The organism is Alteracholeplasma palmae J233, from assembly GCF_000968055.1.
Lineage (GTDB): Bacteria > Bacillota_I > Bacilli_A > Acholeplasmatales > Acholeplasmataceae > Alteracholeplasma > Alteracholeplasma palmae.
In genome coordinates, this window is record NC_022538.1 from 1,050,385 (window position 1) to 1,074,856 (window position 24,472).

General features: G+C 29.1%; 25 protein-coding genes. 1 reads left to right on the forward strand and 24 read right to left on the reverse strand.

Annotated features, from left to right (window positions below):
* Positions 1-19: 19 nt before the first annotated feature.
* The 19 genes from BN854_RS04830 to BN854_RS04920 all read right to left on the reverse strand — a co-directional run bounded on the left by BN854_RS04830 (position 20) and on the right by BN854_RS04920 (position 18,030).
* A complete protein-coding gene (locus BN854_RS04830) occupies positions 20-853 on the reverse strand; it encodes a carbohydrate ABC transporter permease (RefSeq protein ID WP_026660378.1) in 834 nt (277 codons plus the stop codon).
* Positions 854-892: 39 nt separating this feature from the next.
* Positions 893-1,864: a carbohydrate ABC transporter permease gene (locus tag BN854_RS04835; RefSeq protein WP_026660386.1), complete on the reverse strand. Its 972-nt coding sequence runs from the start codon at positions 1,862-1,864 to the stop codon at positions 893-895.
* A gap of 60 nt (positions 1,865-1,924) precedes the next feature.
* A complete protein-coding gene (locus BN854_RS04840; protein WP_026660393.1) occupies positions 1,925-3,322 on the reverse strand; it encodes an ABC transporter substrate-binding protein in 1,398 nt (465 codons plus the stop codon).
* Positions 3,323-3,368: 46 nt separating this feature from the next.
* The gene (locus BN854_RS04845; RefSeq protein ID WP_026660402.1) at positions 3,369-4,385 is read right to left on the reverse strand and encodes a LacI family DNA-binding transcriptional regulator; all 1,017 of its coding nucleotides are present in this window, start codon (positions 4,383-4,385) and stop codon (positions 3,369-3,371) included.
* Between the two features lie 246 nt (positions 4,386-4,631).
* The gene (locus tag BN854_RS04850; RefSeq protein WP_026660410.1) at positions 4,632-5,369 is read right to left on the reverse strand and encodes an AAA family ATPase; all 738 of its coding nucleotides are present in this window, start codon (positions 5,367-5,369) and stop codon (positions 4,632-4,634) included.
* Between the two features lie 48 nt (positions 5,370-5,417).
* On the reverse strand, positions 5,418-5,699 hold the full coding sequence (locus tag BN854_RS04855) for a hypothetical protein (protein WP_026660419.1): 282 nt from the start codon (positions 5,697-5,699) through the stop codon (positions 5,418-5,420).
* 678 nt (positions 5,700-6,377) lie between these two features.
* Positions 6,378-7,280 (reverse strand): RluA family pseudouridine synthase, encoded by a 903-nt coding sequence (locus BN854_RS04860; RefSeq protein WP_026660427.1) that lies wholly within the window; start codon positions 7,278-7,280, stop codon positions 6,378-6,380.
* Positions 7,267-7,761 (reverse strand): signal peptidase II, encoded by a 495-nt coding sequence (lspA, locus tag BN854_RS04865; RefSeq protein ID WP_026660435.1) that lies wholly within the window; start codon positions 7,759-7,761, stop codon positions 7,267-7,269. Before lspA ends, BN854_RS04860 begins: the two co-directional genes overlap by 14 nt.
* Before the next feature lie 123 nt (positions 7,762-7,884).
* Positions 7,885-8,148 carry a hypothetical protein gene (locus BN854_RS04870; protein WP_026660443.1) on the reverse strand — a complete coding sequence of 88 codons (264 nt, stop codon included), beginning with the start codon at positions 8,146-8,148 and terminating at the stop codon, positions 7,885-7,887.
* Positions 8,123-9,088, reverse strand: a complete 966-nt coding sequence (locus BN854_RS04875) for a S16 family serine protease (RefSeq protein ID WP_026660452.1) — start codon at positions 9,086-9,088, stop codon at positions 8,123-8,125. The genes BN854_RS04870 and BN854_RS04875 overlap by 26 nt, the downstream gene beginning before the upstream one ends.
* Positions 9,081-9,554: a deoxycytidylate deaminase gene (locus BN854_RS04880; RefSeq protein WP_026660462.1), complete on the reverse strand. Its 474-nt coding sequence runs from the start codon at positions 9,552-9,554 to the stop codon at positions 9,081-9,083. Before BN854_RS04880 ends, BN854_RS04875 begins: the two co-directional genes overlap by 8 nt.
* A complete protein-coding gene (msrA, locus tag BN854_RS04885) occupies positions 9,551-10,045 on the reverse strand; it encodes a peptide-methionine (S)-S-oxide reductase MsrA (RefSeq protein ID WP_026660470.1) in 495 nt (164 codons plus the stop codon). Before msrA ends, BN854_RS04880 begins: the two co-directional genes overlap by 4 nt.
* Positions 10,038-11,756: an aspartate--tRNA ligase gene (gene aspS / locus BN854_RS04890; RefSeq protein ID WP_026660479.1), complete on the reverse strand. Its 1,719-nt coding sequence runs from the start codon at positions 11,754-11,756 to the stop codon at positions 10,038-10,040. Before aspS ends, msrA begins: the two co-directional genes overlap by 8 nt.
* Positions 11,753-13,018, reverse strand: a complete 1,266-nt coding sequence (gene hisS, locus BN854_RS04895; RefSeq protein WP_026660488.1) for a histidine--tRNA ligase — start codon at positions 13,016-13,018, stop codon at positions 11,753-11,755. Before hisS ends, aspS begins: the two co-directional genes overlap by 4 nt.
* Positions 13,002-13,559: a GNAT family N-acetyltransferase gene (locus BN854_RS07490; protein ID WP_026660498.1), complete on the reverse strand. Its 558-nt coding sequence runs from the start codon at positions 13,557-13,559 to the stop codon at positions 13,002-13,004. Before BN854_RS07490 ends, hisS begins: the two co-directional genes overlap by 17 nt.
* 260 nt (positions 13,560-13,819) lie before the next feature.
* A complete protein-coding gene (locus BN854_RS04905) occupies positions 13,820-14,887 on the reverse strand; it encodes an AI-2E family transporter (protein WP_026660506.1) in 1,068 nt (355 codons plus the stop codon).
* 2 nt (positions 14,888-14,889) lie between these two features.
* Positions 14,890-15,324: a D-aminoacyl-tRNA deacylase gene (gene dtd, locus BN854_RS04910; RefSeq protein WP_026660514.1), complete on the reverse strand. Its 435-nt coding sequence runs from the start codon at positions 15,322-15,324 to the stop codon at positions 14,890-14,892.
* Positions 15,321-17,501: a RelA/SpoT family protein gene (locus BN854_RS04915; RefSeq protein WP_026660522.1), complete on the reverse strand. Its 2,181-nt coding sequence runs from the start codon at positions 17,499-17,501 to the stop codon at positions 15,321-15,323. The genes dtd and BN854_RS04915 overlap by 4 nt, the downstream gene beginning before the upstream one ends.
* Before the next feature lie 16 nt (positions 17,502-17,517).
* Entirely contained in the window at positions 17,518-18,030 is a 513-nt protein-coding gene (locus tag BN854_RS04920; RefSeq protein ID WP_026660528.1) for an adenine phosphoribosyltransferase, read from the reverse strand.
* 124 nt (positions 18,031-18,154) lie between these two features.
* Between BN854_RS04920 and BN854_RS04925 the strand changes: the two genes are divergently transcribed.
* Positions 18,155-19,384, forward strand: a complete 1,230-nt coding sequence (locus BN854_RS04925; protein ID WP_026660538.1) for a replication-associated recombination protein A — start codon at positions 18,155-18,157, stop codon at positions 19,382-19,384.
* A 206-nt stretch (positions 19,385-19,590) separates the two neighbouring features.
* Here BN854_RS04925 and BN854_RS04930 read toward each other — a convergent pair whose 3' ends face one another.
* The 5 genes from BN854_RS04930 to BN854_RS04945 form a co-directional block, all read right to left on the reverse strand.
* On the reverse strand, positions 19,591-19,887 hold the full coding sequence (locus BN854_RS04930) for a PF20097 family protein (RefSeq protein WP_026660541.1): 297 nt from the start codon (positions 19,885-19,887) through the stop codon (positions 19,591-19,593).
* Positions 19,884-21,254: a hypothetical protein gene (locus tag BN854_RS04935; protein WP_026660543.1), complete on the reverse strand. Its 1,371-nt coding sequence runs from the start codon at positions 21,252-21,254 to the stop codon at positions 19,884-19,886. The genes BN854_RS04930 and BN854_RS04935 overlap by 4 nt, the downstream gene beginning before the upstream one ends.
* A 330-nt stretch (positions 21,255-21,584) precedes the next feature.
* The gene (locus BN854_RS07865) at positions 21,585-21,758 is read right to left on the reverse strand and encodes a hypothetical protein (protein ID WP_157868347.1); all 174 of its coding nucleotides are present in this window, start codon (positions 21,756-21,758) and stop codon (positions 21,585-21,587) included.
* 98 nt (positions 21,759-21,856) lie between these two features.
* Positions 21,857-23,140, reverse strand: coding sequence for a Gfo/Idh/MocA family protein (locus BN854_RS04940; RefSeq protein WP_026660549.1), 1,284 nt, complete (start codon positions 23,138-23,140; stop codon positions 21,857-21,859).
* Entirely contained in the window at positions 23,141-24,433 is a 1,293-nt protein-coding gene (locus tag BN854_RS04945) for a serine hydrolase domain-containing protein (RefSeq protein ID WP_026660556.1), read from the reverse strand. It abuts the gene before it with no gap.
* Between the last annotated feature and the right edge of the window lie 39 nt (positions 24,434-24,472).

Below are 24,472 nucleotides of genomic sequence, written 5' to 3' on the forward strand. Positions count from 1 at the left end.
TTTATATCCTCTTTTTATTTTATCCCTTGACGCTACCTAGGGTAACTCCTTTAATAATTTTTTTAGAGAAAATCAAATAAATAATTAGCATTGGTATAATTGCTAGTAGCATTAACATATAAATCTTTCCTAAATCAAAGGTCTTAGGATCAGAATTTCCTAATAAGGAAATGATAATTGGAACTGTTCTTTTATTTCCTGATTGAATAATAAGTCCTGGTAAGAACAAATTGTTCCAACTAGCAACAAATGAAAAAATAAATTGTACTGCAAGTGCTGGTTTTAAAACGGGTAAAACTATTTGATTAAAGGTTCTAAACTCACTAGAACCATCCACTCTAGCAGCTTCTACGATTTCTTTTGGTAAAGTACTCTCTAAATATTGTTTCATAAAGAAAAATGTTGTTGGTGAAGCGATTGCTGGAATAATAATTACCCAAAAGTTATCAGTCCAGTTAATACTATATAGCATAGTAACTAATCCAATACTGGCAATTGAGGAGGGTACCATGATAACCGCTAACATAAAGAAATAGAAAAATGTTCTTCCTTTAAATTTATACATGTGAATACCATAAGCAGCAAGGGCACTAAAATAGGTTGTAAGTATGGCTGTTGAAAAAGCTATAATAAAACTATTTTTTAACCCTGATAAGACAAACATATTATGGTCATCTAATAAGTTTCTAAAGTTACTTATAAATGATTTGCCCGGTAACAATGAGAACCCTTGTTGAATTTCAGTGTGTGCCCTCGTTGAATTAATAATTAATGTATAGAAAATAAAGATAATTCCAAGTGTGATTAGAATCAATACTGTATAAACAATAACTCTAAAAAAATACAATGGCAATTTATCTGTTATTTTTGTTTTTTTTCTTTTGAGGCTCAGTCATTTTTGTAACCTCCTTTGTCTTTTTTCTTCCCTATGTTCAGCCAACTGTTCTCTGTTCATAATAAAGAAGAAGGTTAAACTCACAGCTGATGTTAATAAGAATAATAAGACGGATACTGCTCCTGCTTTGCCATACTGCTTGCTTGGATTAACAAGTCCCTGTATATACATCATAACTGTTTTAGATGATGATAAAGGTCCTCCCGTATTTCTTGTAAATATTTGAGGAATATCAAACATTTGAACCCCACCTACTAATGACGTTACCATGACAAATAATAAAATTGGTTTTAATAGAGGTAAGATGACTTTAAAAAATATTTGGAATGAATTAGCACCATCAACTTGTGCTGATTCAATTAAAGTATCATCTATTCCCATAATTCCTGCCATAAGTAATATCGTTGTATTTCCAAACCACATAATAAAATTCATTAATGCTATTAATCCTCTAGTAGGCCAAACCCTGTCTATGAAACTAAAACTTTCTGGAATGATCTTTCCATCAATTAATAATGTAGTAAGTGCTCCAGAATTTGAAAATAATTGTAAAAACAACATTGAAAATGCCGCTGCCATTACAAGATTGGGCATATAAATAATTGTCTTAAAAAAACCTTGTCCTTTTATTTTAAGTCTCGTATTAGTAAACCACAAAGCTAATAATAAAGATAAAATAATTTGTGGAATAAACCCCATGAGCCAAATAATAATAGTATTTCCTAAATATTCAAAAAATATTCCTTCTTTAAAAACATTCATATAATTGTTTAATCCAAAAAAATTAGGTCCTACTTTTATGAAGCCACCTTGTGCATAATAATATTCAAAGAAACTGTAATAAAAGGTTGAAATTAATGGTATTAATGAAAATAGTATATAGATTAATAGAAAAGGCGCAATAAACCTATAACCCCACCTATTATAATTAACTTGTTTATTTTTCTTTCTTTTTTCCAATGGACTCATCTCCTAAAATAGATATTAGATAGGAACTAGTGTTCCTATCTAATCCTATATAAACTTTTTTTACTTAGGTTCAGCTATGTTTTCTGGTACTTTTAATTCTGGATATATTTCATTGACTAGTTTGACAAAATTTGCCCATGCAGCTTGCCATGTTGCAGTACCTGAGAAATAATCTTTTAGAGCTGTTTGAATCTTTTCATTTAACCCTTGGTCATATGGTGAAGCATTTTTCATATCAATTGCATCTGCAGATTGTGTAAATAATGCAATATGATTTTGTCCACCTAAAAATGCAGAACCATAGTTTGGATCGTTTGCTATTTCATTCATTGCAGTTTTATTATTTGTATAATCTTCTGTTTTTAAAGTGATGTCTTTCATTATTTTTGGATTTGCAGTTAATTTAAGCATGATATCTTTTACTAGTGTTGGATTATCTGTTCCTTTAGCTCCAACAATCCATGTACCACCCCAGTAGTAACTTTCTGGTCCTTTTACTACTCTATATTTACCAAATAATCCATTACCTAGTTCTTGCTTAGCATTCGCATCAGCAAGTGAATTACCTAATAATGTAAAATTAATACCCCAAGTAGAATAGAAGAAACCAAATACATCACCTTCTGGACCTTGATCTTTTTTCCAGCCATCATCCCAAAGGCTTGTTCCATTACTATAACCACTATCTTTATACTTTTTAGTTTGTTTAGCCCAATCTAAGACTTTTTGATCAATAACTACGTTATTATTGATATCTACCCATTTGCCACTAAAGTTATTTGAATAGGTTCTATAAGCATCATCATAACCTGATAACATCTTATATCCATTATTCTTCATATCAGTTGCAACCTTATCAAACTCAGCCCAGTTCTTTAATTTCTCTTGAACTTGTTCTGGTGTCACACCTGCTCCCCACAGTTTTTCTGCGATATCTTGTCTATATGCAAATAAGCCTGGAGTTGCTTGCCATGAAGTTGCTCTTAGCACTCCTTTTTCATCAGTAACAATATCTTTTGTATATTGATATTGATCTGCTAGGGCAGACTTTTTAATTTTAAGATCTTCATGAATGTCTAATGCATATCTATCATTGGCATATTTAGTTGCATAGTCTGCTTCAATTAAGAAGATATCAATCTTATCATCTGCAGCCGCACTACCTTGTTGTGCTAATGCTGTGTCTAGTGCTACTTGATATTGGTTGCCATCATTTGATACTTGAATCCATTTAACAATAGTTCCATCATCAAGCAAGTCAGTTCCATCTGAGTTTGTTTTAACATACCCTGGATAAAAGCTTCTAAATCTTTCTTGAAACTCATTATTCCAAATACGGATAACTAAAACATCCCCCTCTTTTTTAGCCTCTACACTGCTACCACTATTTGTACATGCTACCAAAATAAGTGTTAACAATAGTAAAAGAATTGGTGTAAAGATTTTTTTTAATCTCATTGCCCTTCTTATTCTCCTTTTTTTATTATCATAGTTTAAACTATGTTTATAAACTATTCAGTGTTTTAACAGTCTTTCCTTGTTGAAGATAGCCTGATATTACAACTTGTTCTGGAATATAAGTTTTCGGGTTTTCAATCATTTCTATTAATTTTCTAGCTGCCATCATTCCAATTTTATTGCTATCTTGCACATAGGTTGTTAAAACAGGTCTTAAAACTCTAGATAAGTAAATCCCATCATATCCTACAACACTAATGTCTTCTCCAATTTTTAACTTATGCTTTTCTATTTCAGTTAATCCGCCTAAGTAAGAATAATCATCAGGATATATAATGCATGTTGGTCTATCCTCTAGGGCTAAAAGTTCTCTAGTTGCTAGTCCACTATATTTGGGAATATGATATTGTGCTTCTTTAATATAACTATCAGGTATGTCTAATTTTAATTTTTGGCATGTGCGATAAAAACTTGCTAAACGGTTTCTGGTTACTTCAGTATCTTCTCCGTGAATAAAGGCAATTTTTTTATGCCCCTTATCATGTAGGTACTCAACAATTGTTTCTAGCCCTTTAACATTATCTGATAGAATGCTTGTACGATTATGAAATAGATGATCTATAGTCACTGTTGGTAAGTCAGATTCTACTAAAGTTGTAATTTTAGGGTTTTTGAAATCTGCTGAAACAATAATCACCCCGTCACAGCCTCTATATTTTGCATGACTTAAATAAGAATTTTTAAGTCCTCCTATTTTATTGCTAATGAGGACAACATCATAGCCCGACTCTTCAGCTTCTTTTTTTATCCCATTTAACATCACACTAAAATATTCGTGTTCTAATCCGCTGTTTGTACTATCAAAATAAATAATCCCTAAACTATAAGAGCGTTTAGTTTTTAAACTTCTTGCATTAGAATTTGCTACATACCCAAGTTCATTAGCTTTCTTAATGATTTTTCTAGTTGTTTCTTCACTAATTTCATGAGAACGATTTAAAGCTTTACTGACAGTTCCGATTGATACTTGGCATGCTTCTGCTATGTCTTTTATCTTAACCATGGACTATTACCCTCTTTTCGAAATCGTTTTCGCAACCTCATTATATCATCATAAAAAATGTTAATCAATATAAAATGTAAGCGTTTTACGAAAATGAAATAACGAAAAAAGGCTATTAAGCCATTATCTTATTATTTTATTTTCGTACTTTTTTGATACTTAAAATTAAAAAATGAGCCCTAGTGAGCTCATCTTATAATTATTTAGGTATATTCTTTTTTAAAACTAGCAATTATTTATTACTATTTACAGTAGGTACGTATTATGATCTTCTTTTTCTATTTTAATATTTTGTTTGACGCTAGTATAAATAATTTGTGTATTCCTTATCATAAATTCTAGCAATATTCCTATCATATCAGTATCTAATCCATCATATAAATTATCGAATAACATGAGACTATAAGTATCATTTAATGAATCTAAAATTTTAGTTACCTTAATTTTAGAAGATTGTTCCTCGTTTTCATATTTATAAATAAACTTCCAGTTAGTGAGTACATCAAAGATTGCACTAAATAGATCGTTATCTTTAGTATGTCTTAAAAAAGGTAATATAAGTCTTTTTTCATCCAGTTTGATCAGTTCTAAGTACTTTTTAATATCCCCTGTGACTTGCTTACCTAATTTTATACTAGATTCATTTTTAACATATATATCTTTAAAATATGAATCGTATTGTCCACTTAACCTTTCGTATATAATACTATTATTTTGAATTCTATATTCATATTGAAACTTCTTTTCATTAATAATAAAACTAATTTCATAAATGAATACTTCATTATAATTACTAATGTATTCTAAGTTTTTTGAAGTAACTTCTCCTTTTATAAAATTATTTATTTCTTCTAAACATCTAAGAATAGTTGTTTTACCCGAATTGTTATTTCCTATAATCTCTAAAGTAGGGTAATTGCCTAATTTTAAAAGAATATCTTCTTTAAAGTATTTTACATTCTTTATTTTTATTGTCTCTATCATTTGATTCATCCCTTTTTAATTTTTTTATTGCCTGTTTTAAATATCTAATTAACTATCTAACTTTTCACACGCATCACTTGATGTGATATCTTCCTTTTCAGCAATTTGATCTTTTTCATTTTTTATGCTTTTTTCTCTTATTTCACCATATACTAATCCAACTATTAATCCACAAGTGATACTAAGTATTAAAAATAATATAATATATAATGCTGGTAACTTATAACCTTCATAATAGAGTCCTATTGATAATAAAACCATTGAGGGCGGGTATAATAATCCAACAACAGAAATAACCATATTTTTATCTATATTTATTTTAATTTTCATTTTTAACCACACTCCATCCCTCTAGTAATCTGATTTATAAAAAAAATTCTATACTCTTTTAAAGCAATTAACTCTTTTTTTGTCTTAAAAAACTTTTTGGAGTATGCTTTTATAGTTTATAAACTTTATCAATAAAGTAATCAATATTTTATTAAGTAGCAAATCTTTAGATTGTAACTAGAATCAATTTTTATGCTTTTTATACTTATTTTGAATTCATTTTTTAATACTAAATTGCACTTTTATGCAAATATCTTATAAATCTTATCTTTTTATAGTGGCTGTTCTATCATTTTCTGTTAAATTATCATGGCTGTTGCTACCATTTATTTCAAGCTTTTTTCATTTATCTTTTATATGAATACTGATACAGGTATCAAAATTCATAAAAAAAGGAAATAGAAAATATTAGGTTAAAGTTTGTTATTTTATACTTTATATTGCTTCGTAAAGGTACACCTTTATGAAGGTATCTTTTTGTCTATAAATGCTTTTTTTGGGTATTGTTTTTGTCTTTTTTCTATTAAATATGTTAGAATATAGACACATAGTCTGTTATTTTATCTATTTTATAAAGGTGTACCTTTATAAAAATAAGAAAATTTGGTATTGTTTAGGAATAAAATCAAATAAAAAAATGAGTATAAATCCCCTTTAAAAGGAAATCTATACTCATTTTTATATTTCTTCGTTTTCTATTTTTTTCAATACTTCTTTAAAGTTATCTGGAACATCAACTTCAAAAGTTACTAAGTCATTAGTTATAGGATGATTAAATGATAGTTTTCTAGCATGTAAATATTGTCCAGAAGACCCATATACTTTTTTAGGTCCATATATTGGATCACCTAAAATAGGATGTCCAATATAAGCTAAATGCACTCTGATTTGATGTGTTCTCCCCGTTTCTAGGAAACACCTAATAAGTGAATAGCCTTTATATCTTTCAATTGTTTCAAAATGAGTAATTGCATCTTTACCATCATGCGTAACACTCATTTTTAGTCTATTGACTTTATGTCTACCAATTGGAGCATCTATCTTACCCTTATCTTCAATGTGTCCATAAATAATTGCGATATATTCTCTTTTAACATCATGAACTTTTAAATCTTCTGATAATTTTTTATGTGCTTTATCCGTTTTAGCTACTACTAAAAGCCCACTTGTATCTTTATCTATTCTATGAACAATCCCTGGTCGATATGTCCCATTGATATCACTTAAATCATCTATTTCATGTAAAAGTCCATGAACTAAGGTAGGTTCATTATAGCTACTAGCCGGATGAACAACTAACCCTTGAGGTTTATTAACTACTAGAATATCTGAATCCTCATAAACGATATCTAGTTTTAAATCTACAGGTTTTAACTCTAGTGTTTTAACCTCTGGAATAATAACTGTTATAAGATCATCTAACTTTAAGATATATCCTGTTTTTTCTTTTTTATCATTAATAAGAATATGTTCTTCTTTAATTAATTGTTGAATTCTACTTCTTGTTAAATCTAGATTTTGAGTTAAATAGTGATCAAGTCGTTGCCCAATATCATCTGTTGTTATTTTAAATTGCTTCATTTGTTTTCTTCTTTCTTTTATCTTCTAAAAATAAAATATCAATAGCAAACAAAATCACTCCAAAAGTTAAAAAGGCATCCGCTAAATTAAAGATAAAGTTATTTCCAAATAATATATATTGAATAAACGGCATATGTAAAAAATCAATTACATACCCTAATATAAGTCTATCAATAGCATTTCCTAAAGTTCCAGCAATCAATAAAACTAGACTAATTGAGTATACTTTTTTCTTACTAAAATCAACTTTAGTAAATAAGTATCCTAAAACAAGTAGAACAACAATGGTAATTCCGAAAAACAGTAATTGATGTCCTTGAAAAGATCCAAATGCTGCCCCAGTGTTTTCATAGTAATTAAACTCTAATAAATTTGGGATAGCAACAATCGTTTTACTTCCTGTTAATATTTCTTTCATAAGATACTTTGTACCTTGATCTAATCCTATTAATACTATAATACTTATAAGTCCTATTATCATTTTTTTACACCACGCTTAATATTTTTATTAAAACTATTATACCAAAAATTGTCATAAATATAGAAACTGATATACTTTCTGTTAAAAATAAAAGTTTAGTATTTGCTCCACTGATACTTTTATTTATTTTTTTAGATAAAAATAGTTAAAGTAAAAATATGAAAAGACTGCTAAATTAATAAAGATAAATAAAATAGTTACCCATAACCACTGTAGGCTTGCAAACATAAATAATTGAATTGTTATGAGTATAAAAGGAGCGATAATAACAACTGTTGTCAAAAGAGCGTAAATAAGTGCGAGTCCTGTTTGTTTAAAAGTAACTCTGGAGTTTAATTTACTATTCAAATCTTGATATTTTTTAATGAAGTTTAGTATATATTTCATCTAGTATTTTTACCGCCTGTTCTATAGTTTCTATTCGATAAATTTTCATATTAGGAAATTTTTCTATTACTTTCAATTCTTCATCGTAGTTATCTTTAGCCATGAAAAAGTGATTGGCTTTATATCTATTTGCAGTATAAATTTTTTGTGTAGCTCCACCAATTTTCCCTATTGTTCCATCGTTATTAATTGTCCCAGTCCCAACAATTTTTGAATTTATTTTTTCATAGTTTAATAAACTTGCGTATATGTGCAGGGTTTGCATCATTCCACCTGAAGGTCCACCAGTGTATGTGTTTAATCCTTTAAGATCAATGTTTGATGTTTTACTTTCAAATGAATAATATGGATAAAATAAGTATTTTTTCCCACTAGCAAAGGAAACTGTAGTGCCATCTTCTAATAAAAAACTATAGTTTTTATCCTTCTTAATACTATTTATCATTTCTTCATAGGTGTTAAATCCATTGATACTTTTAATTAAAGTTCCTATTTTTAAACTTTCTCTTTGTTCTAACTCACTGTAATAAACTTTTAGTCCTAAAAAATTAGAAGTAAAATCAATATCAGTTTTTTTCATTTTAGCTAATTCAAAAGCTTTAATTAAGGACATTTGATATGAGGCTTCTTTAGAAATTTGTCCTTGAAGAGACTCCTCTTTTTTTGTTAAACTACTTTCATAAGCAGACATTTTATCTGTATCCATAGATTGAGAAAGACCAAAAACCATTTTTTCAAATGGTGTTATTTTTGTTTTATAATAAACTGAAATAGTATATAGATCTAGTGTATTGGTTTTATTATCAATTAAGATATCTTCTGATACACTACCGATTGTGCCTGGCGCGGTTACTTGGTAATCTGTTGGTATAATTAAAGCCATCATAACGTAACAATAAGCGAAAAGACATGTAAAAAAGATTTTCTTAAATTTAGTCATTTTTCACTACTTCACTAGCATTTATTTGTCTATACGAAATATTTGCAGCTTTCATCATTTTAAATGCAGCCTTGTGTAAGTCTGTTTCACTATATTTATCTGAAACATAGACTATTTCTTTAATACCACTTTGAATGATTAATTTCATACATTCGTTACAAGGAAATAATGTTACATATATGCTAGAACCTTTAGTTTCTCTGGTAGCATTTAAAATAGCATTTGCCTCAGCATGAACAACATAGGGATATTTAGTATCTACAATGCTCTTATTTTCTCTTTCCCATGGAAATTCATCATCTTCACAGCCACTAGGTAAACCATTATATCCAATGCCTATAATTCTTTTATCAGTATTAACAATACAAGCGCCAACTTGTGTACTTGGATCTTTACTTCTTAAAGCAGATAATTGTGCTACTCCAATAAAATATTCATCCCATGAAATATATTTTTGTCGTTTCATTTTTTCTCCTCATCTTTTAAAAGTCCCAAATCAATATGACAATAACCATTTGGATTTTTAGTTAAATAATCTTGATGATATTTTTCAGCATCATAAAAATTAACTAAAGGTTCTACTTCAACTACTATTTTTTGTGAACTTTCACTTTGTTTTTTCTCTATGAATTTAAGTGCTATTTCTTTTGTTTCTAGTGTTTCATAATAGATGCCTGTTCTATATTGAATGCCGATATCTCCTCCTTGCTTATTTAAGGAAAAAGGATTAATGATTCTAAAAAAGTGTTCTAATATTGTTTCTAGTCTCACTTCATTTGTGTATATAATTTCAATAGCTTCAGAAAAATGGTAAAGACCACTACATACTTCTTCGTATGTAGGGTTTTCTTTATTACCATTAGCATAGCCTACCTTAGTGTCTAAAACACCTTTTAATTGTTTAAAATAAGCTTCTACGCCCCAAAAACAACCACCCGCTAAATAGATTTTATTCATTTTTACTATCTACCTTAATATTTAATTCTTTTAATTGAATAGGTTCTACAAAATCTGGAGCTTCTAACATTAAATCTTTAGCACTTTGTGTTTTAGGGAAAGCAACAACATCTTTAATATTATTTGTTTTGGTTGCTAGCATCACAACTCTATCAAGTCCTAGAGCTATTCCTCCGTGTGGTGGTGTACCATATTTTAACGCTTCAACAAAGAAACCAAATTTACTCTTAATTTCTTCTTGGCTAAATCCAAGTGTTTTAAACATTAAATTTTGAACTTGTTGTCTGTGGATTCTAATAGATCCTCCGCCAACTTCATAACCATTCCATACAATATCATATGCTTGTGCAAGTGAATCTTTTGGGTTATTTTCTAAAATATGCGCATCTTGTGGTGCTGTAAATGGGTGATGCATTGCATAATATCTTTGTTCTTCACTATCATATTCTAATAATGGCCAGTTAACTACCCATAGTAAGTTATCTTTTGTTTCATCAATCATATTAAGATCAGATGCTACTTTTAATCTAAGTGCACCTAATGCTGGTAAAACATTTTCTGTTTTACCAGGTACAATCAATACTAATTCATCTTCTAAAATGAAATCTTCTTTTTCAATGAATTTAGCAATAGAACCTGATAATTGTCCGTTTTCTTTTCTTAAGAAAGCTAATGCTTCACCATGATGTTTTTTAACTAAAGCTGCATATTCATCTAGTTTTTTTCTAGTAATTGATTTATCATTTTTGACACGGATGGCTCTTATAGTTTCTTTTCCTTCAAAAAGAGGAATTGCATAACCATTAAGTATTGATGTTAAGTCTTCTATTAAACATTCAAAACGCGTATCTGGTTTATCACTACCATATAAATTTAAAGCATCTTTATAATCCATTTTTTGTAATGGTAAAGTTATTTTTTTGTTTAGTACATTTTTAAATAAATTGGCGAATACTTCTTCTGTTAATTCCATAATATCTTCTTGTGTGATAAAAGAGGCTTCAACGTCTATTTGTGTAAACTCAGGTTGTCTATCGGCTCTTAAGTCTTCATCTCTAAAGCATTTAGCTACTTGGAAGTATTTTTCAAATCCAGCAACCATATATAATTGTTTAAAGATTTGAGGTGATTGTGGTAAGGCATAAAATTGGCCTTCATATAGACGTGATGGAACTAAATAGTCTCTAGCACCTTCTGGAGTAGATTTTGCTAGAATAGGTGTTTCTAGTTCATAGAATTTGTTATTTAACAGTGTTTGTCTAATAGATTGTGTGATTTCATGTCTTTTAATTAAGTATTTTTGTACACTTGGTCTTCTTAAATCAAGATATCTATATTTAAGTCTTGTTTCTTCTAAACTTTCTGACTCTTCTTGCATACTAATTACAGGAGTTTCTGATTCGTTTAGTAAAACTAGATTTTTAACATCTACTTCTATTTGTCCTGTTATTATTTGGTTATTTTTATTTTCTCTTTCTAAAACTGTTCCAGATACTTCAATTACATATTCAGATTTTAAAGATGAAATGAGTTCATATTGTGGATGTTCTGGTCTAATGACTAATTGAGTGATACCAAAATGGTCACGTAAGTCAATAAAGATTAATCCACCTAAGTTTCTTTTTTTAGCAACCCAACCTTTTAATAAAACAGCTTCTCCTACATTATTAAGTGTCAGTTCATTGTTATGGTGTGTGTATTTATTTTTCATTTTTTAAGTAACTCCTTTAAGTGTTTAACCACAATCTTATTAGGGATTGTTTCTTGTGTTTCTGTTTTTGTATTTTTAATTGTAATCATTTGATTCTTAATTTCTTCTTCACCTAATATTAGTAAGTAAGAAGCATTTTGCTTAATTGCTTGTTTAAGTTGTCCTTTAAAATTTCTATTCATATAATTCATTTCAGCTTTAATATCATTACTTCTTAATTGATTTAAAAGTGTGGTTGATACTAAACTATCTTTATTATCAAAAGTTAGAATATAAGCATCTAATTTATCTTCATCAATTAATGAAATATCTTCAGCTTCAAGTGCTAATAAAAGTCTTTCCATCCCAAAAGCAAATCCGATTCCACTTAGGTCTGGTCCTCCTAGTTCTTGGACTAATTTTTGATAACATCCGCCTCCGCCTAAAACATTTTGTGCTCCAAAACCTTCAATATCAGCTTCTATTTCAAATACTGTATGACTATAGTAATCTAATCCTCTTACTAGTTTAGGTGCTGTTTCATATGGAATATTTGCCTCATTTAAACCTTTTAATACAAGCATATAACGTTCGTGCGCAGCTGGTGTTAAATGTTCTGCTGGAACTGGGGCAGTTTGTAAGGCAATGTGATCTTTATCAATTTTACAATCTAGAATTCTTAATGGGTTTTTATCAATTCTTTTTTGACAATCTTCACATAGAGTTTCTTTGTGTTTACTAAAGTGATCAACAAGAATTTCTTGATAGTTTTTTCTAGATTCTGCATCACCTAAGGTATTGATTCTAACTCTTACTCCCTTTAAGCCTAATCTTTTAATTGTTTCATAAGCAAGTGATACAACCTCAATATCTAGATAAGGGCTATCAGATCCAACAGCTTCGATACCAAATTGACTGAATTGACGATATCTTCCTTTTTGTGGTCTTTCATATCTAAAATTAGGTCCCATATAATAAAACTTAGATACATCTTGATTGACATAAAGTTTATTTTCAACGTAACTTCTAATAACACCAGCCGTTCCTTCTGGTCTTAGAGTTAGTTCTCTATCACTTCTATCTAAAAAATTATAGGTTTCTTTAGTCACCATTTCTGATTGTTCTGTTTCTCTATGGAAAACTTTACTATATTCCATAATAGGTGTTCTAATTTCTGAATAATTGTAGACTTCAAATATTTTTCTCACCTTTTGTTCAAGTGCTTGCCATCTTCTTGTTTCATCAAATAATAAATCATATGTTCCTTTAACCTTTGTAATCATTTTCGTACTCCTTTTTTGTTAGTTGATACCAGTAAGTATCTTCATATTCTTGTTCAAATCTATTATAATAATTCATTTTTTTTATTTCTATCAATTTAAAATGATTAGCTTTAATTACCTTCATACTTGCCAAATTAGATTCAGCATGTCCTATGAGTAGTGTTTCATAATTAAGCTGGAAAAAACCTATTTTAATGAGCTTAGATACTGCTTTTTTCATGATGCCTTGATTCCAATAATTAGAATTAAGGACATATCCGATTTCTACTGTGTTATCAGGGTGGATTGTATGAAAGTCTAGTGTTCCAATCATTTTATTTAACTTTAAATCAACAATAGCATATCCGACAGGAAGTCCTCTTTTAGGCCTTTCTAAAAAGTGGTACTTAATCGTATCATAGGCTTCAGTTTTTGTTAAGTAGGGTCCCCAACTGAGTAATTTGATTACTTTATAATCAGAACCATACTCAAAAAGATCTTTATAGTCATCTAGTTGAATATCTCTTAACATATAGTTTGAAAACAATACTGAAGATGCCATATGAACATTCCTTTCTTAATAAAATAAAAACGTCCTTAAATAAAACTCTAAGGACGAATTAATCGCGGTACCACCTTAGTTCTATAACAATTGTTATAGCACTTAAAAATAGATTAGTCTCAAAAGGTGTCTGCTTATACTTTTTATGCAATCTTTCACCAACATTGCTCGCTTTAATAAAAATTATTATAAGTCTATTCTTTCTCATCAACTGATTTAATTATATTAATATCATATAAGATTTACATCTTTTTGTCAATCTATATTGAATCTTTCATTTGTTTTAATTTAGATTTAATAGGCTCATGGTAATATCTATAAGTAATCACAGTAATCACTAAGACTGGTAAAGATAGAATCGTTCCATAAATGCCAAATACTGCACTTCCAACTAAGACAAAAGCAATAGAGATAACAGGATTTATTTTTAGCTGCTTTTTATAAATTTTAGGGTTAATAACATAACCATCTAATTGAGGGAAAATGAGCATAAAAATAATTAATCCTAGAATTGGAATTGCGGCATGAGCAACTCCCATAATGACAATTCCAGAAAATGTTATCGATAAATATCCTCCAAAATAAGGTATTAAAGATAAAACAGATGCTGTAATCCCAACAATTAAAGCATACGGTAATAAAGCATGGTTAAATATAGATAATATTAAAAATAAGGTTGTATATTCTAAAAATTGAATACCTGCAATAATAATTTCTACTCTTACATAATTGTTTAATTCTGTACTTAATGTTTTGACATATTGATATGTATGTTCATTTTTTTCTTTCAAGTGTTCGGTTACTTTTTGTTTAATCTTATTAAAATTAAATAAGAAAGTAATACCTACAATCACCATTACGATTGCCCCAATAAAAATTTGAGCAACTTCTTCCACCGTACCATTGGTAGCGGTAAATAAGTTATTAATTCGTGCGACAACTTTATCTACAAATTCTACAACATAATTAGAAAACTCATCTGTATTGATATTAAATAGTTGTCCAATTTCAGTAATAATATTTCTAACCCCATTTGAAAGATTAGTTAAATTAGGAACAGCTGGTTTAATAATATAAATAACAATAAGTGTTATTCCTATAATGACTGTTGAATATAAAATAACAATTGCAAGTCCCCTATGAACTTTAAATCTTTCTAAGAAGTTGACTGCAGGATTTAAGACAAAAGCTAGAATAAAGGCAAATATTAATGGTAATAAGGCAATAAGAATCCTTTTAGCAACAGGAAATGCATAAGGAATTAGTAAAATTGCTACATAGATAATTGCCAGTAAGACTAATATGTTGATTAGTTTTTTATTTATCATTGTTATATTTCGATGATGATTGTAACGGGCCCATTGTTAATAGAGGCTATTTTCATATCAGCACCGAATTCTCCTTCCTCAGTTGGAATAAATTCTTTCATTTTTTTTACAAATGTTTGATATAACAAAGATGCTTTTTCTCTATTGAGTGCTTTAGTAAAGGATGGTCTATTGTTTTTAGACGCATCGGCATAAAGGGTGAACTGTGAAATAAGTAAACAAGATCCCTTCACATCTAGAATATTTAAATTCATTTTTTGTTCACTATCTTCAAAAATTCTTAATTTAATAATTTTTTGAATCATTTTATTAACGTGTTCTTCAGTATCTTCCAAGGTAAATCCAACATAAACTAATAACCCTTCGTTGATTGATCCAATTACTTTATTTGAAACAGTTACATTGGCTTCTGTTACTCTTTGTACAACTACTTTCATCTGATATCTCTTTCTATTTGATAAACTTGGGATACTTTATGTAAATTAGCAATCAATTTACTGAGCTCATCAAAATTAGCAACTGATACTTTTAACTTTACTGTAGATTCTAATTTAGTGTTAGAAACAGCATTCATTTCCAAAATAGATATGCCTAAAGCATTAATGGTTGTAATTACTTCTGAAATAAGTGAGTCTCTGGTTGTTCCTACTAATTTTACCCATGTTCCAAACTTTCTAGTTACATTTTTTCCCCAGTAAGCAGGAATTAATCTATTTTTATCATATTCTGATAAATTAGGACAATCTAGTCTATGAATAACAATACCACTCCCTTTAGTAACATATCCTGCTACTTCATCATTTAATACTGGTGTACAGCAATTTGCAAGTTTTAATTGTGGATTTGTTAGTCCATCTACAATTACTCCAGTTTCACTTTGTGCAATAATTTGTCTGGTAGCTTTTTCCATTTGTTTTTGAAGCATGGCTTCTTTATCTACTTCTGGTTGAACAATTTTATTGATTACTGTTTTAACACTTATCGTGTTTTTACCAATTTCATGATATAAATCGGATAAAGTTGAGATCATATTCTTTTCAAAGTTTTTCTTAACAAAATTATCATCTAGTGATTGTGTGATTTTATTAGCAATGAATTCTTTTTCTAACTGATCTTTTCCAGATTGAACTAAAAAGTCTTTATTCTTTTTATTTAAAAATCCCTTAATTTTATGTCTTGCATGTGAACTTTTGGCTATTTTTAACCAGTCATCACTAGGACCAGAAGAATTTTTATTAATCTTAATACTAATAATATCTCCTGTTTTTAATTCATATTCAAGAGGGACAATTCTATCATTAACGATTGCTCCAACCATTCTTGTTCCCAAATCAGTATGTATTCTAAAAGCAAAGTCAATAGGCGTAGATCCTTTTGGTAATTCAACTACTTGTCCTTTTGGAGTAAAAATATATACATTAGCACTTAAGATATCACTTTTTACTGTTTCAACAAATGATTCTGATCCACCGTCTCTATCATCATCGTCTTCTGACATCTTAAGAAGTTCGCCATACCATTTAAGTTTTTCAGCAATTTCAAATTGTTCTTTTTCTTTGGAGTATGCTTTATTTTCTTTATAAGCCCAGTGAGCAGCAATACCATTTTCAGCAATATCATCCATCTCTTTAGTTCTAATCTGAACTTCAAATAATGTTCCATCATTTGCTAAAACAGTTGTATGAAGTGATTGATATAAATTGGGTTTAGGAACAGCAATATAGTCTTTAAATCTTCTAGGAATAGGAGTATAGTTTGCATGAATTAATCCTAGCGCTTGATAACAGTTTTCAACTTTATCAACAATAATTCTTACCGCAAGTAAGTCATAAATATCTTCAAAATCTCTATTATTTTTAACCATTTTTTTATAGATACTATAGATATTTTTGATTCTTCCTTTAATTTCATACTGATTTAAATCATATTCTTTAAACATTGTTTTTATATTTTCTATAACAAGTTCTATTGAATGTTCTCTTTGTTCCATTTTTAACTTGATTAAATTATTAACTTTATAATACATACCTGGATCAGTATATCTTAAAGATCTATCCTCAAGTTCTGCTTTAATCCTAAAAAGTCCTAAGCGGTGTGCTAAGGGCGCATAAATTTCTAAAGTTTCTGAAGCAATCCTAACTTGTTTATCTTTAGGCATAAAGTCAAGCGTTCGCATATTATGTAGTCTATCTGCAATTTTAATAATAACCACTCGAATATCTCTTGCCATCGCAAGCAACATTTTTTGATGATTATCAGACTGCGTGCCTTCTTGATTGAATGATAGTTTAGTTAGTTTCGTGACACCATCAATTAGGCTTGCTACATCTTTACCAAACATTTGTGTTAAATCATCAAAAGTAACATCTGTATCTTCCACTATATCATGTAATAAACCTGCAACAAGTGTATTAGGACCCGCATTAAGTCCAGCCAAAATACGTGTAACAGCAACCGGATGAATAATATACGGTTCTCCACTACGACGCATTTGACCTGTGTGTTTGCTTTTAGCTAACAAGTAGGCTTTTTCAATTTTATCTAAATCTTCTTTTTTAGTAATATATTTTGAAACATCATCTAATAATGCTTCATATAATGGGTCTACTTGCATAAAGCCACCTTCTTTTCTAATATTTCATAAGTGCTTTAACTGGGTATTGTTTAATTTTATCTCTTCCGTTTAATTCTTCTAATTCTATTAAAAATGCTAATCCAACAACAATTCCACCTAATGATTCAACTAATGAGATGGTCGCTTCTACAGTTCCACCTGTTGCAAGCAAATCATCTATAATAAGTACTCTATCACCTTTTTTAATAGCATCTTTGTGTATAGATAATGTATTTGTTCCATATTCTAAGTCGTATGTAACACTTTGTGCTTCTCTTGGTAATTTACCAGGTTTTCTTACTGGGGCAAACCCTATTCCTAAGTTAACAGAAACTGGACAACCAAAAATGAATCCTCTTGCTTCTGGTCCAACTATTAGAGTTGCTTCTTGTTCTTTAGCAAATGTAGTAAATTCATCTGATGCATATTTATATGCCTTCCCATTTAACATTAAAGGCGTAATATCTCTAAATAAAATTCCTTCTTTAGGAAAATCAGCTACTGAAGCAATATAATCTTTTAAATTCATGTTCTTAATGTCCTCCGACTAAATTAAAAAAGCGAATGCTTTTTCGTGTATCTATATTTTAATCTAAAACGAGCAATTTTACAAGGTCAGTATATGATATAATATTTAAGTAGGAGTTGATTATATGCAACCTTTAGCTTATCGCATGCGTCCAAAAAACTTTGATGATGTTTATGGACAAGACCATTTAGTAGGTTCTAATGGTGTTTTAACAAAAATGTTAGAAAAAAATAAATATTTATCATTTATTTTATATGGTTTACCGGGAACTGGTAAAACTACTATCGCAATGCTTTTTTCAGAAAAAAGTCAGTTAGATACTTATTTTTTTAATGCCTCTACTGATAATAAATCTAGATTAGTTGATATTTTAAACACAACAACTTATCACAATGTATTACTAGTAATAGACGAAATTCATAGAATGAAAAAAGATATTCAAGATTATTTATTACCGTTTATGGAAAATGGTAAGGCAGTTGTCATTGGTATGACAACAGTCAATCCTTATCAAAGCATTAATGCTGCTATTCGTTCTAGATGTCATTTATATGAAGTGAGATCTCTTTTAGATGAAGATATAAAAAAAGCTTTATTAAAATCTGTTCATAGTCTTGAAGTTGATATTAAAGTAAAACCAGAAGCACTTGATACAATTATTAGATTTTCTAATTTTGAAATTAGAAGTGCTTTAAATCTTTTAGAAGCTGCTTCTTTAGTTTTAAACGATGGTGATACACTAACATCTAACATTGTTAGAAGTGTAGCTGGTAAAGCACAACTTGCCCTAGATGGTGGTGAAGATCATTTCTATGATAATTTAAGTGCTTTACAAAAATCAATTAGAGGCTCTGATGTTGATGCTGGTCTACATTATCTAGCAAGGCTTATTACATTAGGTGACTTAGAAATCATTTACAGACGTTTAATTGTCATTGCTTATGAAGATATTGGTCTGGCTAATCCAACGATGGGACAAAAGGTTTTAGCGGCTTGCGAGGCTGCTAAGATGTTGGGGATGCCTGAAGCTAGAATTCCACTGGCTAATATTGTTATAGATTTAAGTTTATCTCCTAAGTCAAACAGTGCTTATACTGCTTTAGATAAAGCAATAGATGATTTTTCTAATGGTCATGCTGGTAAGATTCCTAATCAAGCTTTAAATAGAGAAATTAAAAAAGACCCTAGTATTTATCATTATCCTCATGATGATGTTAATAGTTTAAATAGTCAAAGATATATTCCTGATAATTTACTAAGTAAACATTATTATGTTCCTAAAGAAGAAAGTGCTTATGAAAAAGCACTTAGTGAAAGAAAGAAACTCATTGATAAAGTTAAACATATAAAATAATAGATTAAGAATTAATTTTCTAGATAAAATAGAAATTAGTTCTTTTTTTGTATCTTGATATTCTAGAATTTTCATTAATAGACAAAATAACTATAAAAAAAATTTATTCTTAAATATGTTATAGAAAAAGAGGGAATTACAATGTTTTTTCCCTCTTAAATAGATTAAATTATAACATTATATTTATAAGATAAAAATGACTTAATTTATTTTTTAGAATCAAATGTATAGCCTTTGAATACTTTTTCAATTTCATCTTCTTCTGGTTCTGGTATATCAATTATAATTTTTTTACAATGATCACAAAAATAGGATATGCAGTAGTAAGTTTTATCTTCGTCGTTGTGAAGGTTTATACTATTCTCAGCCATTCTAAAACGCCATTTTAGGCGCCACTTACGATTATAAGGATACCAAGCAATATTATCTCTAAAGTTAGGTATATATCCTTTAACCATGTCATTTTGACATATAGGACATTTCAATATATCGTTTGTTTTCATTTGAATATTTTACCAAAATCCGATATATCTATAATCGGGGTAACATCACCATAGAATATATTATTTCCTTGATAGTAATTGATATAATTACTATTATGACTTAGACTTTCAAGCGATGTATCTGTCCAGTGAAATTTAACATAAATATATCCTCCACCGCCATAAGACCCCGGTCTTGATGTGGAAACAAATTCACAACTATACCACGATGTAATACGAATCACTTGTTCTCCTTGTACATCTGCTGAAGTTCTAAGAGTAACAATTAAGGCACTTAGCCAAGCTCGGTGTTCATCAACACGTTTAGAATTTCCTGATGGAAGTATGGAAAAGGCAGATAACCCCAAGCTGATATTTGTTAAGGCAGCTTCTGCTGCTCCTGGAATTAATGCAATCAAAGCTATGCCAAGACTTGCTTTCGAAGCGCTAGTTTGCAGTTTCATAAAAAGATTATCTGAATAGCGTCCTAATTCATTGTATATTTTTTCTAAATCATTAGCAATCTGTCTTTTTTCTTCAGCACCCCAAACAAACAATACTCTAGATAAATACTTAGTTGTAGATGCATTGTTTGACATAGTTAAAAAACTATCAAAATTACCAGTATTTTTTACACCAGAATGATTAGCTATTGTCTCATAAATAGGTTTTCCCTCATAGTTATCTGGATCTATATTGTTAGGAAAGTAGTGACTTGTCCAAACTGCTGCTTTGTATTGTGCTTTATTTTCAGCCGACAAGTAAAAACTTGTTCCTGTTAGAGTTGATGAATTTAGTTTTAGTTCGTATGTATCAGAATCATTATTATGATCAAACATTGAATAGACATGAACATAATATGTTCCAGCACCAAGCGTAATATTAATCAATTCATTTGCATTACCACTTTTATAGCCACCACTACCAGGTACAAATTGCATATTCCAGTCATAGATTTTAACATCATAATCACATCCACTTGGCAGTGATTCCAAGGTGAGTGCCAACTCGATCTTTGTTCTAGTAACAAACTTAAAATAGTCTTGATCATTATCATTTCCATTCCACCAAGCATTGGTATGAAGTGTAGCGTATATAGTGCTAGTTCTATTTATAGTTGTAGCATTAGAAAAATTGTTATTACTTTCATACTTATCTCCGCTACCTTGAGTCCACCCTTTGTGCACGACTATATCACCGACATCATATGTTTCTGGCATTCCTAATTCACTTATTCTTTGTTCAGAAAATTGCATTGGAGGAACATATACATCTTCATAAGGACTATATTTATCTTCAGGTTCCGTTTCAAGTGCTTCAACAGACATAAATCCCATTAGTAGGGTACTACTTGTTATTAAGCAAAGCAAACATAATATTTTTTTCATATAATTAATATTCTCCTCTTTATTTTTATAAATTGAGATTGTTACTAGTAATGATAAATATGTGATATTACAAATCAAAATTTTTTATTATTGTTTATTATATCCATTTTTTCTTTACTATTCTATTCCTTATGCTGATAAATACTTTACATCTCTAAAATTTGTTCGAACATACATTTTATATCTAATCACCACCTCCGTCACTTTACTTTGAAACAATAAAAATACTGAAATTCTATAATTACTATCTTTATTTTATCAACTATTACTAGTATAGAACAGGGCAAAACTGTCATTAAAAGTAAAAATGTTATAAATGTTAAATATATTTTAATTTTTTATATACTTATTTGTCTGGTTTGAAATTGAAAGCAAGTTATCTTTATTGATAATCCCATTATTATATTCTTCTCTTAATTCATAGAAGTTGCAATCGTTCCAAACTAATGCTGAATTAGAGTCATTAAATAAAAATTCGAATCCATAGATTTCTATAGTTATCATTATCATATATTAATAATTATAAAAACAGTTGCTTAAACTCACTAAATTTAAGCAACCATCATTTCATGTATTATACTATTTTTATAATCATTTAGTTTTTAAAACTTAACTAATGAATCTATTTCAACTACTTCTCCACTAGCAATTGCTTTATTAGCCGCAACCCCAGTTAATACTGATTTAGCTCCATCAATTTGATTAGCTGATCTATTGAAACTATCTTCTTTGGGTTCTCCAAAGATAAAATCTAGCATGACATTATCTCCTCCGCCATGCCCACCTTTACCTTCTACAAAGTGTACTTCATATGGCTTTCCAAACATTGGATGAACAATAATTTGTTTCTTAAGAGTAGCTCCTTCATCAGATTTTTCTCCACCTGCATTAATATATGATTTTTCTATTACATTATATTCTATTCTACCTTTAGATCCATTGATAGATACATTGTATCCTTCCCATGGCATATAGGAGTTTAAAGAATATGTTAAGATTGCTTTAGAATCATATTGAACAATAACTCCCATTGTATCTTCAATTGAGATGTCATCTGCAAAGACACTTCTATCTCTTATATAACCACTGTCTTTTTCGGCATCTAAATAAAGACCTTTTAATGTTTCATTAGATTCTAAATCGATTGCGAAAGGATCTTCTTCAGGTGTTACATTGCCATGACATCTGTCATAAAATTTAGTAATTCCTCTTTTTTCTGCATTTTCTTTACCATAAAAGTTTCTTTCCCCAAAGGCAAAGACTCTTTTAGGATTAGCATTTAACCAAAAGTTAACTAAATCAAAATGGTGTGTTGATTTATGAACTAGTAGTCCACCGCTATTTACTTTATTTCTATGCCATCTTCTATAGTAATCTGCACCATGTTGTGTATTTAATAACCATTCAAAATGAACAGAGAAAACTTGCCCAATCACTCCTGTTGAAATTAATTCACGCACTTTAGTATTGTTTGGTGAATATCTATAGTTAAAGGTTACTTTAATGTTTCTTCCTGTTTCTTTTTGAACATCTAAGATTTCTTGGATTTTTTCTGCATCAATTGTCATTGGTTTTTCAGTAACCACATCACAGCCTTTTCTCATTGATCGAATAATATAATCATGGTGAGTTCTATCAATGCTTGTTACAATAACATAATCAGGTTTTAACTCATCTAGCATCTTATCAAAGTCTAGATAGTGATACGTTTTAACCTCTTGATAACCTAATTCTTTTAGTGCTTTATTTGTGAAGTCCATTCTAGTTTGACTCATATCACAAATAGCTAATAGTTCTGATGTTTCTTTATATGTTGTCGCGATTGCTTCATAAAACATTCTAGAACGCCCACCGACACCAACAATTACATATTTTTTCTTACTCATTTACTTTTCCTCATTTCTTATATTTATATTTAAATTAAAGTGATTTAGTATGGTTTCTGCATATCCCTTCGAATAGATACTAATTAGGTCTTTATCATAATAAATATCCATTAAAATGGTACCTAGATTTTCTCCAATTAAGTAAACTGTTAAATTAAGTCCCTTTTCTTTTTCATTAGCATAGGCTATATAAGGATATTTATTTTCTAAAATACCTTTACTATAGTTACTAGTAGAAAAATTGATTTCTATGCCATTAAGATTAATATGTGCTTTATCCTCAATGATTTCTAAAAAAACTCTATTTTTATCGTCTTGATATAACTTACTAAAATTATTGTTATTAGAAATTCTTTTATCTATTAGAAAATATTTTTTAGTATTCTGCTCTTTTTTATCAAAAAAATTATTAAATAGATCGATTATTTTTTGACTACCACTTTGAATGCTTTGTAGGTCTGCATAAACTGTTAATGACATATTTTTAATAGGATTATAATAATAAATTTGACCTCCCATACCAAATAAGGTAAATCCTCCATATCTATTTTTCCATAATTGATAACCATAACCGTATCTAAAATCTGGTCCTTCTGTAGCAAGAAAAGTATCAGTTTGTTTAGAAATCGCTTGTTTCATATAATCTATATCAATATATTGTTTATGATTAGATCTTCCTAAATTTTTGATGAAATTTCCTACTTTAAACAAATCTTCTAATCTACACATTAATCCAGAACCGCCATGTGAAATACCTTCATATGTTTTTATGATATAACTTTCTTTAGTAAAACCTAGATCATTTAGAATTTCTATCTTAAGATATTCTAACATATCCATTTGAGTGATACTTTCCACTAAGGCTGATAGTACATATGAAGCAGAAGTATCATAAGCAAATAAAGTACCTGGTTCTTTTTCTGGTTCTAAGGTGAAAAAGCTTTCTAAGTAGTCTTTAGTAGATCTCTTATACGTAGTTGATAAAAAACTTGTTTGCATCGTAAGAAGATCTTTAACTGTCATTTTCTTAATCATTTCATGTTTCACATCAAAAGAAAAGTATTGATAAATCTTATCTTCAAGTTTTAATTTCTTTTGTGTATATAAAAGACCAACTGCTAGCATTACAAATGTTTTAGTCACTGAATACATTCTATGCATTGTATGTTTATTAAATGGTTCGTAATACTTTTCTAGTAGTACCTTATCATCTTGTTCTACTATGATTCCATGAATTGGTAAGTTTTCTTCTTTTAACCTATCTAAAAATGAAATATTCATATTTTCTATCATGTTGCCTCCATATGTAGTTCTTTAAACTGATAATAGCAT